At 63.1% G+C, this 12,892-nt stretch carries 11 protein-coding genes; 8 read left to right on the top strand and 3 right to left on the bottom strand.

Translation table 11 applies throughout. The annotated features are described in order from the left end of the window. The first annotated feature begins 278 nt into the window (after window positions 1–278). From adk to OKB81_RS01025, 7 genes are all read left to right on the top strand, one after another. A complete protein-coding gene (gene adk, locus OKB81_RS01055) occupies window positions 279–923 on the top strand; it encodes an adenylate kinase (RefSeq protein ID WP_010674422.1) in 645 nt (214 codons plus the stop codon). A 119-nt stretch (window positions 924–1,042) separates the two neighbouring features. Beyond that, complete coding sequence (gene hemH, locus OKB81_RS01050) at window positions 1,043–2,017, top strand: ferrochelatase (RefSeq protein ID WP_042017278.1); 975 nt, start codon at window positions 1,043–1,045, stop codon at window positions 2,015–2,017. A gap of 64 nt (window positions 2,018–2,081) precedes the next feature. Next, window positions 2,082–2,474, top strand: a complete 393-nt coding sequence (locus OKB81_RS01045) for an MAPEG family protein (RefSeq protein WP_010674424.1) — start codon at window positions 2,082–2,084, stop codon at window positions 2,472–2,474. A gap of 175 nt (window positions 2,475–2,649) precedes the next feature. After that, window positions 2,650–3,954: an inosine/guanosine kinase gene (locus OKB81_RS01040; protein ID WP_010674425.1), complete on the top strand. Its 1,305-nt coding sequence runs from the start codon at window positions 2,650–2,652 to the stop codon at window positions 3,952–3,954. A gap of 161 nt (window positions 3,955–4,115) precedes the next feature. Then, window positions 4,116–5,744, top strand: a complete 1,629-nt coding sequence (locus OKB81_RS01035) for a methyl-accepting chemotaxis protein (protein WP_234888696.1) — start codon at window positions 4,116–4,118, stop codon at window positions 5,742–5,744. Window positions 5,745–5,867: 123 nt separating this feature from the next. Continuing rightward, complete coding sequence (locus tag OKB81_RS01030; RefSeq protein WP_010674427.1) at window positions 5,868–6,230, top strand: DUF2750 domain-containing protein; 363 nt, start codon at window positions 5,868–5,870, stop codon at window positions 6,228–6,230. Window positions 6,231–6,377: 147 nt separating this feature from the next. Then, window positions 6,378–6,872, top strand: a complete 495-nt coding sequence (locus OKB81_RS01025; RefSeq protein ID WP_160839318.1) for a hypothetical protein — start codon at window positions 6,378–6,380, stop codon at window positions 6,870–6,872. Here OKB81_RS01025 and OKB81_RS01020 read toward each other — a convergent pair. Further along, window positions 6,835–8,472, bottom strand: coding sequence for an EAL domain-containing protein (locus tag OKB81_RS01020; protein WP_270661882.1), 1,638 nt, complete (start codon window positions 8,470–8,472; stop codon window positions 6,835–6,837). The genes OKB81_RS01025 and OKB81_RS01020 overlap by 38 nt on opposite strands. A 188-nt stretch (window positions 8,473–8,660) precedes the next feature. Between OKB81_RS01020 and glgC the strand changes: the two genes are divergently transcribed. Next, window positions 8,661–9,935 carry a glucose-1-phosphate adenylyltransferase gene (glgC, locus tag OKB81_RS01015; protein ID WP_270667895.1) on the top strand — a complete coding sequence of 425 codons (1,275 nt, stop codon included), beginning with the start codon at window positions 8,661–8,663 and terminating at the stop codon, window positions 9,933–9,935. Between the two features lie 58 nt (window positions 9,936–9,993). On the opposite strand, the gene OKB81_RS01010 is transcribed toward glgC, so the two are convergent. Together OKB81_RS01010 and OKB81_RS01005 are read right to left on the bottom strand one after the other, a co-directional pair. Further along, complete coding sequence (locus tag OKB81_RS01010) at window positions 9,994–11,994, bottom strand: hypothetical protein (RefSeq protein ID WP_160836948.1); 2,001 nt, start codon at window positions 11,992–11,994, stop codon at window positions 9,994–9,996. A gap of 146 nt (window positions 11,995–12,140) precedes the next feature. Next, window positions 12,141–12,692, bottom strand: a complete 552-nt coding sequence (locus OKB81_RS01005; protein ID WP_039038906.1) for a lipoprotein — start codon at window positions 12,690–12,692, stop codon at window positions 12,141–12,143. Between the last annotated feature and the right edge of the window lie 200 nt (window positions 12,693–12,892).

Raw genomic sequence — 12,892 nt, 5'->3', positions numbered from 1 at the left:
GCATATGGATTTAGGGACTCAGAATACTTTTTTCTGAAAATCAAGGCGGCCTTCCCCGGAAAGCCGCGATGAACCTTTTTTTTGGCCGTTCCCCTCTGGTGCGCTGCTGCATTTTCAATCATTTTTCGTGGTCGTCGTCTGCGTCTTTGGTCGCAGAGACTTGGCGGGAGTGTGGTGATAATCTGGCCACTCACACGGGGCGAGCTTGTTAATACGGGCGAAAACGTGTAGTTTTTTGCCTTCTCAAGAATTGAATAACCAATCAACTAGGAGCGTGTATGCGCATTGTTCTGTTGGGAGCTCCGGGCGCCGGCAAGGGTACCCAGGCTCAGTTCATCATGGAAAAACACGGTATTCCGCAGATCTCCACCGGCGACATGCTGCGTGCGGCGATCAAGGCGGGTACCGAGCTGGGCCTCAAGGCCAAAGCCGTGATGGACGCAGGTCAGCTCGTCTCCGACGACATCATCATCGGCCTGGTCAAAGAACGCATCGCGCAACCGGATTGCGCCAACGGCTTCCTGCTGGACGGCTTCCCCCGCACCATTCCCCAGGCGCAAGCCATGAAGGATGCCGGTGTGACCGTGGACTTCGTGCTGGAGTTCGACGTGCCGGACGAAGAGATCGTCAAGCGCATGAGCGGCCGCCGCGTGCACTCCGGCTCCGGCCGTACCTACCACGTGGTGTTCAACCCGCCGAAAGTGGAAGGCAAGGATGACGTGACCGGCGAGGATCTGGTGATCCGTGCCGACGACGAAGAGACCACAGTGCGCAAGCGTCTGGATGTCTACCATCAGCAGACCGCGCCGCTCATCGGTTTCTACGGCAAAGAAGCGGAAGCGGGTAACACCCGTTACGTCAAGATCGACGGCACCCAGCCGGTGGATCTGGTCAGCCAGCAACTGGCCGCCATTCTCGGTTAAGCCATTCAGGGCCGGCAGGACGCAGCCGTTCGCCGGCTGGCTACGAGAGTGAGAAAAGGGTCCATACCGGGCCCTTTCTTGCATTCCATTCCCACGACACAGAACGACAGGATGCTAACGTGACCACGAAAACCGGGATCTTGCTGGTCAATCTGGGTACCCCGGCCGCGCCGACCACGGCGGCGGTCAAGGCGTTTCTCAGCCAGTTTCTGCACGATCAGCGGGTCGTCGACCTGCCGCGCTACCTCTGGTGCCCCCTGCTTCATTTCATCATCCTGCCGACCCGCTCCCCCAAGGTGGCCAAGCTCTATCAGCAGGTGTGGACCGAGCAGGGCTCCCCCCTGATGGTCATCAGCCAGCAGCAGCGCGCGGCCCTGGAGCACGAGCTCAAGCGGGAAGGGGTCGAGGTGCCGGTGGCGCTCGCCATGACCTATGGCGCCCCGTCGCTGGCCGATGGCTGGCAGGCCCTCAAGGCCCAGGGGGTCAACCGGGTGATCCTGCTGCCGCTCTATCCCCAGTATTCGGTCAGCACCACCGCCTCGGTGTTCGACGCCTGGGCCAGGGCGATGAAAACCGAGCGCAATCTGCCGGTGGTGCGGCTCATCCGCGATTACCATGCCCACCCGGAGTACATCCAGGCGCTGGCCATGAGCGTGCGTCGCCACTGGGAGCAGCACGGCCAGGGGGAGCATCTGCTGATGTCCTTCCACGGCATTCCCGAGCGCTACGAGCGGGAAGGGGATCCCTATGGTCATCAGTGCAGGCGCACCGCCGCCCTGCTGGCGGAGGCGCTGGGGCTGGCCCCGGAGCAGTGGACCGCGAGCTTCCAGTCCCGCTTTGGCAAGGAGGAGTGGCTCAAGCCCTACACGGACCTGACCGTGGGCGAATTGCCCTCTCGCGGCGTCAAGCGGCTGGATGTCATCTGCCCGGCCTTTTCGGCGGATTGCCTCGAGACCCTGGAGGAGATCCAGGTGCAGAACCGGGAGATCTTCATGGCCGCCGGTGGCGAGCAGTTTGAATACATCCCGGCCCTCAACAGCGATCAGGCCCATATCCGCATGATGGTTTCCCTCATCTGTCGCGAGCTGGCATGATGGCCGTTCTCATCCGGTGCCCGACGTGGCGGACGTTCGGATTCAACGATAAAGGAGTGTCCTGATGATGCATATCACGCTGATTTACGCCGGCCTGCTCGGGCTCTTGTTCCTGCTGCTCTCCTTCTGGGTGGTCAAGCGCCGCGCCCAGTTCAGGGTGATGATAGGGGAGGGGGAAGCCCCCGAGATGCTGGCCGCGATCCGCGCCCACGGCAACTTTGCCGAGTACGTGCCCCTCACCCTGCTGCTGATGGCACTGTGCGAACTGGCGGGGGTCGGGGCGCTCTGGCTGCACCTGGGCGGTGTGCTGCTGCTGGTGGGGCGCATCCTGCATGCCATCGGCATCCAGATCCCCAGGGCTCCCAACATGCCGCGCCTCTTCGGCACCCTCTTCTTCTGGCTGTCGCTGGGAATTTTCTCGGTGCTGGCCCTGGTGCAGGGGCTCTCGGCAAGCTGAATGTCATCCCGCAACACCACCCCGCCACGGGGTGGTTTTTTGTGGTAGCCAAGTCAAACGTTTTCCTCGCAAACCCTTGTCTATACTGACCTCAAAATTCAATCGTGCGACTTTTCGGCGTGGTGGATTGTGTTAAAATCCCGCCCCTCTTTTCCCCAGAGCACAGAAGATTGCCATGAAATTTCCCGGTCAGCGCAAGTCCAAACACTACTTCCCGGTCGACAGACGTGATCCCCTGATCCCGCAGAATTCCCAGCTCACCGAACTGGGCAAGGCCTATGTAGTGGGCATCGATCAGACTCTGGTGGATATCGAAGCCCATGTGGACGAAGACTTCCTGAACCGGTACGGCCTGAGCAAGGGCCACTCCATGCTCATCTCCGACGAGGTGGCGGAGCTGGTCTACGACGAGCTCAAGGCCAACAACATGGTGGTGAGCGAATTTGCCGGCGGCACCATCGGCAACACCATGCACAACTATTCCGTGCTGGCGGACTCCCACTCCATCCTGCTTGGCGTCATGAGCCAGGACATCCGCATCGGCAGCTATGCCTACCGCTATCTGTGCAACACCTCCTCCCGGGTCAACCTCGACTACCTGCAGCCGGTGGACGGCCCGGTCGGGCGCTGCTTCACCTTCATCACCGAAGGGGGAGAGCGCAGCTTTGGCATCAACGCCGGCAAGATGGATCACCTGGATGTGGACCACATCCCCGAGACCATCATCAAGGAGGCCTCGGCCCTGGTGATCACCGCCTACCTGGTGCGCGGCGCCGACGGCACCCCCATGAAGGAGGCCGCCATGGCCGCGGTGCGCTATGCCCGTGAGGCCGGGGTGCCCGTGGTGCTGACCCTGGGCACCCGCTTCGTCATCGACGAGAATCCCCAGTGGTGGCGCGATTTCATCAGCGAGAACGTGACCGTGCTCGCCATGAACGAGGACGAGGCGGAGGCCCTGACCGGGATAAAGGATCCCCTCGGCGCGGCCGACAAGGCGCTGGACTGGGCGGACATGGTGCTCTGCACCGCCGGCCCCATCGGCCTCTACATGGCGAGCTACACCGACGAGGACTACAAGCGCGAGACCACCCACACCCTGCTGCCCGGCGTCATCCCCGAATTCAACATGTACGAGTTCAGCCGCCCCATGGCCCGGGACAAGTGCCGCAAGCCTGCGCGTATCTACTCCCACATCTCCCCCTACATGGGCGGGCCGGAGAAGATCAAGAACACCAACGGGGCAGGGGACGGGGCGCTGTCCGCCGTGCTGCACGACATGGTGGCGAACGCCTACCACCGCATGAACGTGCCGAACTCCGCCAAGCATCTCTCGGAATTCCTGACCTACTCCTCTCTGGCCCAGGTGTGCAAGTACGCCAACCGGGTGAGCTACGAGGTGCTGGCCCAGAGCAGCCCGCGCCTCTCCCGCGGGTTGCCGGAGAAGGAAGACAGCCTGGAAGAGGTGTACTGGGAGCGGTGATACCTCTTCCTGTCGACCACGAGAAAGGGTGCCACTGGGCACCCTTTCTTGTTTTTGGGGCTGGATCATGTTTTGGCATCGCTTTTGCTGACATCGTGGACAGCCCGCGTCGCGGCGGCATACCTTGTGTTAACGACATGTAGCGGATGCGGGGCGAGGGTATGTTGAGACAATGGAGTATCGGGCGGCGCCTGTCGCTGGTGACCCTGATGGTGCTGGCGTTGCTGGGACTGCTGCTGTTCTTCTCCCTGCAGGTCTATCACCAGGGGTTGATGGGGGAGAAGAGCCGCCAGACCCGGGCCCAGGTCGAGACCGCCTACAGCCTGGTGGCGGGACTGGAGGCCAGAGTGCGCAAGGGGGAGCTGGACGAGGCGAGCGCCAAGGCCGAGGCGCTGGCGCTGCTCAGGGGGCTGCGCTATGGCGAGGAGGACTACTTCTGGATCAACGACAGCCACCCCACCATGGTGATGCACCCCATGAAGCCCGAGCTGGACGGCAAGGATCTCTCCGGGGTGGAGGACAAGCAGGGGCTCAGGCTGTTCGTCGCCTTCGCCGATCTGGCGAGGGCGCAGGGGGCGGGGGAGGTCGCCTACTACTGGCCCAAGCCCGGGGTGGACGAGCCGGTGCGCAAGATCTCCTACATCAAGCGCTTCGCCCCCTGGGACTGGATCATCGGCACCGGCGTCTATGTGGACGACGTCGAGGCCCAGTACCGGGAGGTGCTGCACACCCTGCTGGGGATCGGGCTGGTGCTGGCCCTCCTGCTGTTTGCCGTGGTCGGCCTCATTGTGCGCAGCATCGTCGTGCCCCTCTCCCGCTCGGTCTCGGCCCTTGGCAACATCGCCAGGGGGGAGGGGGATCTGCGGGTACGTCTGCCGGAGTCGGGGCGTGACGAGCTGAGCCAGCTCAGCATCAACTTCAACCTCTTCGCCAGCCAGATGGCGCAGCTGGTGGCCCGCAGCCAGCAGATAGCGGATCAGAACCGGGTGCATGCCCACCAGCTGGCCGAGGTGGTGGAGCGTACCGGCGCCATCGTCACCGGCCAGGAGCAGGATACCCTGCGGGTGGCCAGCGCCATGGAGCAGATGACGGTGAGCAGCCGCGAAGTGGGCCAGCACGCGGCCCAGGCCGCCGACGCGGCGGACTCGGCCCTCAATCTGGCCCAGCATGGCCGCGAGGTGGTGGTCCAGACCCGGGAGTCCATCAGCCAGTTGGCGGACGAGATGGTGGAGACGGTGCAGGCGGTGAGCCGCCTCGAGCAGGAGACTCAGCAGATTGGCTCCGTGCTCGACGTCATTCGCGGGGTGGCGGAGCAGACCAACCTACTGGCCCTCAACGCCGCCATTGAAGCGGCACGGGCCGGGGAGCAGGGGCGCGGCTTTGCGGTGGTCGCCGACGAGGTGCGTACCCTGGCGACCCGCACCCACAGCTCCACCGACGAGATCCGGCAGATGATCCAGCGGCTGCAGGAGGGGGCCGGCAAGGTGGTCAGCGGCATCAGCCAGTTGCAGCAGCTCTCCCGCGCGACGGCGGACAGGGCCGGCGATGCGGATGTCGCCATCAATGCCATCGATGGATCCGTCCACACCATTACTGCCATGAATGGGCAGATTGCCACGGCGGCGGCGGAGCAGAGCCGGGCGGCGGAGGAGATCAACCAGCGGCTGGTGGCCATCACCCAGCTGGCGGCGGATGCCCTGGCCCAGAACCGGCTGACCGAGCAGGCATCCGGGCAACTGGCGCTGGCCTGCGACGAGCTGGGGGCCCTGGTGGCGAAATATCGCATCTGACGGCCTTTCTCCCCGCTTTTTCGGGATAAGGCTTGAGTCTGGGGGGCTTTTGGGACACCATCTGCCCCATTCTCGGCCAGCCCTGGCCGACAGCCTGCCATTGCTTTGCAAGAGAGAGACCCCATGAGCAAACTAACTGACAATCTTGACGCCAATTTCCAGCTGTTCATCGAAGAAGTCCGCGAGTCGGGTCAGGTGTGGGGTCTGCGCTACGGTGAAGACTGGGTGGTGTGCCGCTCCGCCGAGTTCGAAGATGCGGACGTGATGCCGCTCTGGTCCGCCGAAGGGGATGCCCGCCTGCACTGCGTGGACGAGTGGGCGGATTACGAGCCGGAAGTGATCGAGCTCGAAGAGTTCCTGGACATCTGGATCAACGATCTGGACGAGGACGACGTGTTGGTCGGCCCGAACTGGAACGCCGATCTGGAAGGTCAGGAGCTCGAGCCCATCGAGCTGGCCAAGGCGCTGGTGGAACTGGACGCCTGAGTCTGCCGTCCTGCCGGATTGTGATGAACCGGCCCCCTTCGGGGGGCCGGTTTTTTTATGGCCGCCATGGGCCATGAAAAGGCGATTTGCCTTTGCACCCGTCCCGGGGATGGGTCATCATCAACCCTTTGCCGATCGGGAGGTGCCATGTTTGTCTTTGACGTGACCACGAAGGCGGGGGCGCAGGGGAGGATCCAGGTGCAGGCGCTGGACTGGAGCCAGAGCGGCCCGGTGAGCTTTCAGTGTGACAGCGACGAGCTGGCCCTGGTGCTGCTGAGCGGGTGCCGCTGCGATGCCGTGGGGTACTTCAATCTGCTGGGGGGCTGCAAGCCGCTCTACGTGGAGCAGTGGCTCACCTATTTGCAGGAGCGTGGCCAGCTGGAGAAGGTCACGGCCCGCCATGAGAGCCCGTCCCAACCCGATTACCTGACCCGGGCCGGGCTGGCGGACGACGAGCTCAATGCCCTGCTCGGCCAGATCTACAAGGTGGCCGGGTTCAACCGCCTGCAGATCAACCGCTACCTCAAGCATCGCCACAACCCGACCATGCTGGCGACCCGTTACGATCAGAAGGAGCTGGAGCGCTATCGCCAGCTCAACGACATCATTCTGACCCTGTTGAAGCTGAAACCGTCTCCGTGAAGATCCCCATCTGACCGATCTCCGGTCCCAGCTCCTGGGGCCGGGCGATGAGGTAGCCCTGCAAGCCGTCCACATACATGCTCTGCAGCATCTGCTTCTGGCCTATCTGTTCCACCCCTTCCGCGATCACCAGGCAGCCCATGCGATGGGAGACGTCGACGATCATCCGCACGAACTGCTGATTGGTCAGATCCTGCTCCAGCTCGGTGATGAGTCCGGGGTCCAGCTTGATGTAGTCGGGTTTGAGCTCGCGAAACAGGCTGAAGGAGCCGATCCCCTTGCCGAAGTTGCAGATGGCCGAGCGGCTGCCGTGGCGCCTGAGCAGCTCGAACAGCCGCCTGGACCCGGTCAGGTTGCGCTCCAGGTGCTCCTCGTCGAGCTCGAACACCAGGTTGGCCCCGATGTCGGGGTCTTTTTGCAACTGGTGATCCAGCCAGATGAGAAAGGCGCTGTTTTGCAGCAGGGAGCCCGGCAGGTTGAGACCCCATCGGCTGTTGTGGCCTCCGAAGGCGCGGTATTGGCGGATGACGTGGCGGATCACCATCTGGGTCAGGCGCAGTACCATGTCCAGCCGCTGCGCCATGGCGAGCAGGGTATCACTTGGCAGCACGGTGCCGTCGCTGCTGCAAAAGCGGGGATAGATCTCGTGATAGGCGAGCATGCCGCGATGCAGGGGCTGGATAGGCTGGCAGGTGAAGTTGACGCTCTCCTGCTCCAGCAGCTCGGTCAGCACCTGGGTCCAGTGACGCTGACCCTGCACTTCGACCACCTCGTCGTTCTGCTGGATGGCCCAGCCATTGACTACCTCTGTCTGGGCGCGGGCCAGCGCGAGATCCGCCCGGGCCAGAATGGCCTCTATCTTCTGCTCGCTGCTCAAGCGGGTCATGCCCGAGTAGGCGGCGCTCTCGAGCTCGTGATCGTGCTGATAGCGATCGAAGGCGAGCTTCAGATCCCGTCCCAGCAGATGGGGCGGGATCTGGGCCAGGGGGGGCAGCAGGACGGCAAAATCGGCCCCCGAGATGCGATAGACCCGGTGGCCCGGGAAGCGGCTGACGGTGTGGCTGATGAGGGCGGCGATGTCCCGGATGTAGGCATCCCCGGACTGGAAGCCGCGCTGGGCGTTGAGGGTCCCGAGCTCGGTGGCGCGGATGAGCACCAGGATGGCGGTCTGGGTGTTTTCCTGTTGCAGCAGCTCGGTCAGATCGCGCCGGAAGGCGTGGCGGTTGCCAAGGCCCGTCATCTCGTCCCGGGTCGCCTGATTGTGCAATTCGGTGATCTGGCGGTGGGCATCGATCTCGGCCTCATTGAAGGACGCAAGGAGCTGGCGCAGAGCCGTTTGTGCCTGTACGCTGTAGAGCATGGCGGGATCCCGCTGCTGCAGCGCCAGCAGCCAGCGTTGCTCCTGCCTCGCCTTTTCCCCACGGCGCACGCTGTGGGTGAGAAAGAGCAGCAGGGCGAATCCCGTCAGGGTGGTCATCAGGACCAGCAGCAGGGTGAGCGGTGAGGCGGGGGGGGCGAGCAGCACTCCCTGCAACAGCAGCATGGGAATGCAGACCAGTGCGCTGACCAGCAGCAGGTTTCCCTCATGTTTATTCAACATCGTTTCATCCTTGATGATGTTCATGATGTAGAAATTCTAACCAAGTCGCTGGCGCAAAACATGAGTACTCACGCAACTCCACGATAAAGCGCCGGCGGAATGCAACTAAATGTGAGTGAAAACACTTTCATGGTCTGTAAAAAAAACGAAGATGGGTTGAAAACAGCCCCAACAGAGCAGAGGTAGATATGTTGCTAGAACCCGTAGACACCGCCAAAGCACGGCAACTATTGAATCAGAGTATGGCCTTGGTGCTCGCAGGGGGACGGGGCAGCCGCCTGAAGCAGTTGACCGATAACCGCGCCAAGCCCGCCGTCCACTTTGGCGGCAAATTCCGTATCATCGACTTCGTGCTCTCCAACTGCATCAACTCCGGCATCCGCCGGGTGGGTGTGGTGACCCAGTACAAGTCCCACAGTCTGTTGCGCCACCTGCAATCGGGCTGGTCTTTCCTGCGCTACCAGATGAACGAGTTCATCGACTTGCTGCCCGCCCAGCAGCGGGTGGACGAGGTGCACTGGTATCGCGGCACCGCAGACGCCATCTACCAGAACGTCGACATCATCCGTGACTACGGTCCCAAGTACATCGTGGTGCTGGCGGGGGATCACATCTACAAGATGGACTACGCCGCCATGCTGCTCGATCACGTGCGCCTCGGCGCCAAGGTGACGGTGGCCTGTATCGAGGTACCGCGCTGTGAGGCATCGGCCTTCGGCGTCATGGACATCGACGAGCAACGCAAGATCCGCGCCTTCGTGGAGAAACCGGCCAATCCGCCCGCCATGCCGGGCTGCGAGGATCGCTCGCTGGCCTCCATGGGCATCTACATCTTCGAGGCGGAGTACCTCTACCAGTTGCTGGAAGAGGACATCCACAATCTGGAGTCCAAGCACGATTTCGGCATGGACGTGATCCCGCGCATCGTGGGCGAGGGCAAGGCCTTTGCCCACCCGTTCAACATGTCCTGTGTCGGGGCCAAGGAGAGGCAAAAACCCTACTGGCGCGACGTGGGGACCCTGGATTCGTTCTGGGAGGCGAACATGGACCTTGCCTCCGTGGTGCCCGAGCTCGACATCTATGACGAGAACTGGCCCATCTGGACCAGCCAGAACATGTCGCCACCGGCCAAGTTCGTGCAGGACAGAAACGGCCAGCACGGCATGACCATCAACTCCATGTTTGCGGGGGGCTCCATCGTGAGCGGCTCCTTCGTGCTCAACTCGGTGTTGTTCACCAACGTGCGGGTGCACTCCTTCTGTACCCTGGATCAGGCGGTGATCTTCCCCGGGGTCGAGATCGGGGCTGGTTGCCGCTTGCGCCGGGTGGTGGTGGACAAGGGGTGCAAGCTGCCAGACGGCCTGGTGGTGGGGGAGAACGCGGACGAGGATGCACGCCGCTTCTACCGCTCCGAGCAGGGCATCGTGCTGGTGACCAAGCCGATGCTGGCCAAGCTCGGCTAACCTCGTCGACACAGACAAAAAAAGGGAGCCCTGGGCTCCCTTTCTATTGGTGGTCGATTTATTTCTCGCTGACCAGGGCCTTGCCGGCCATCACCATGGCGGTGCCATGCTTGCCACCGGCGGCGGTCACTTGCGGGACGCCATCTTCGTCGGTGTCGCTGCCGGCACCCTCGATGACGTTCTCGCCGGAGTCGCCGATCCACTCAGCCATCTGCATGCCGCCGTTGACGGTGCCACGGAACCAGCTCACGTAGCGCTGGGTCAACTGGGCCAGCTCCAGTTCGGGTGCCTTCTCGGCCCCTTCGTTGCGTAGGTTCAGCATGGCAGAGCGCAGGGCGCCGGAGATGGCGGCCTGGGTCCAGGGGGTGTATTCACCTTGCTTGCCGGCGAGCCAGGTACCGGCCTTGGCCTTGAAGTAGGCCTTGTCGGCGGCGATGAAGAGCTCGCGCGCCGCGGTGCGGTACTTGGCATCCGAGGTGGCCAGGAAGGCGGCGGTCAGGCCGCGGATGGCGGCGAACTGCGCGTCGATGGACTGACCGGCGTCAAGCTTGCCGCCCAGGGTAAGACCGTCATGGACCAGGCCGTTCTTGCCCTTGAGGTTGGCGAGGATGAAATCGGCCTGCTTGCGGACCAGTGCGATCGCCTGCTCACCCTGCGGGGTCTTGAGGTTCAGCTCGCCATTGTCACCGGCGGCGTAACCCACCGGCAGCGCATCCTGGGCGCGCTGGAAGATCTGCAGGGCGACCAGGGCGTAGGCGGCGTCGAAGGTGGTGACGTGCCCGGCCTGTTTGCCAGCCTGCCAGCTGTCGACCAGGGTGCCAGCCTTGGGCTCGAAGTGCAGGGCCAGCAGGTTCTTGAAGGTGAGGTTGGAGAGGTTCTGGGCCAGGGAGAAGGCATCGCTGCCCGCCACCGCCTTGCCCAGATCGTTGGTCTGGTTGGCAGCCGGAGCGGCGGCGAACGGGGCACCGTCAAACACGGCGTGGAAGGCCGGGTTCTGGTTGGTGTTGGCCGTGCGCTGATCGCTGAAGGCGTAGAACTCGGAGAGGGGCCACAGCAGCATCCAGGCGTCGCGCAACTGGGCGGAGCCGTCCACGACCTCCAGCTTGCCGATGGCCCCGGCGTCGTTCTTGCTGGTCTCGGTTACCTTCACCTGATGAGGGAAGTAGACAACCCCCTTGGCCGGATCGTACTGCGGGGTGATCTTGGCGCCCAGGGTCTTGCCGTCAAAGCCGAGCTGACCTTGCAGGATGGCGAGTTTGTCGATGGACTGCTCGGTCAGCATCATGCCGTTGAAGCCGTCGGCGGCAGAAACCCCCAGCTTGTGCTTGCCGTCCTGATCCATGGTGGCGGACGCGGCTTCCACCTCTTCATCGGTCTCGGCCACGTGCATGCCCCCCAGGAAATCCTGGGACCACATCACTTCCTTGAGCAGGATGCCGCCCACGGCGGCCGGGACCAGCAGGTTGTCACTGCCGCTCCAGCGCAGGGTGGCGTAGTCGCGGAAGTAGGCGGGGACCTGGGTCTTGACGCTCTTCTCGTTGCCCTTGGCGGTCTTGATGGTGATCTGGTCACCGTTGACCGGGGTGGCGTTCACGGCCTGGGCGAACTCCGGGTTGGCGGAGGCGTAGGGCAGGGAGAGGGGATACATGCCCTGGGGAATTTCATCGGCGGGGAAGCCGACGGCCTCTGCCATGGCCAGCACCCGTTTGCCCAGGTCGGCCAGGGTGCCGCCACGGGCCTGGTTTTGCGGCCCGTTTACCAGATGGGGGCCCATGCCGGACTGGTAGTTGAGGGCGTACATTGCCTCTTCGGAGTATTCATAGGATTCGATGCCGGCGGCGAAGTCGAACGGGGTCGGCTCGTCGGCGCGGTTGGCGTCCAGCACATCCAGATCCAGACCGAGGGCCTCGGCCAGCGGCTCGCCGGAGAGCTCGAATTCGGTGTAGGCCAGCATGTTGGCGGCGGTGTTGAACGTCTTGTCCTCCACCTTGACGGCAGCCTGTGCGGCGCTGCTGAGGAGTGCGCAGGCGATCGCCTGCACCAGTACGGTTTTTCTCATGTCCTTCTCACCATATTGTTGATTTTATTATGACGCTTCTCATGAATCTAAATGAGAATGGTGTGCATTATGGGGCAAGGGGCGGGGCTTGAGAAGAAAAAAACCGCGCCCCGGTGGGGTGAAGAGGAGAGGCGCGGCGGCAGGTGTCACATCAGTTTGAAGGGGATGACCAGTCGGCCCGGCTCCACCTTGAGGGCTTCGACCTTCTCCTTGATCCGCGCCTCGTTCTGGCGGCTGCCATCGAGCCGGTAGACGGGGGTCTGGGAGAGGAACAGGGAGAGCGACTGGTTGAAGGTGGGCAGCAGCGGGGAGAGGGCGGTGCCCACGTCCGCCGGCTCGGTCTTGACGGAGAGCAGCTCGAGATCGCGCAGATAGATGGCGCCCTGCTCGGCCACATAGTCCGGGCGTGCCCGCAGGGAGAGGCGGATCTTCATCTGTTGGCTGCCCAGCGGGCTCGCCACCTGCAGCTCGCCGGCGGCATCCAGCTCGACCTTGTCGGCCTGGCTGCGGCCGATGCGGCTTTGCATGTCATCGAGTCGGATCTTGCTCGACATGATGCCGGGGATCCCCAGCTGTTTCTCGAAGGCGACTCGCTCCTTGAGGTACTGGTTGATCTCTCCTTCACTGACGCTGTATTGGGTCAGCGAGCAGGCCGCCAGCAGCAGGGCGAAGGGGAGCAGAAGCAGGTGTTTCAACATGGGAGGGTTCCATTTTCGGGGCTGTCACAAGAGGTGGCGCCATCTTAGAGGCAAAGCAGGTTGGCCGCCAGTGGGGCCGCCCTGACCGGTTTCTGTCGCATCCCCCATATGGGGATGGCAATCCGTTTTCATTCGAGTAGCTGTTTCCCTTAACCGCCAGCAGGCCCGCCCTGGCGTCATCCCCGACATATCCACAGACA

It is taken from the genome of Aeromonas sp. QDB56, from assembly GCF_027705505.1.
Taxonomy (GTDB): Bacteria; Pseudomonadota; Gammaproteobacteria; order Enterobacterales; family Aeromonadaceae; genus Aeromonas; species Aeromonas caviae.
This window is presented reverse-complemented; position numbering and strand designations above follow the sequence as displayed.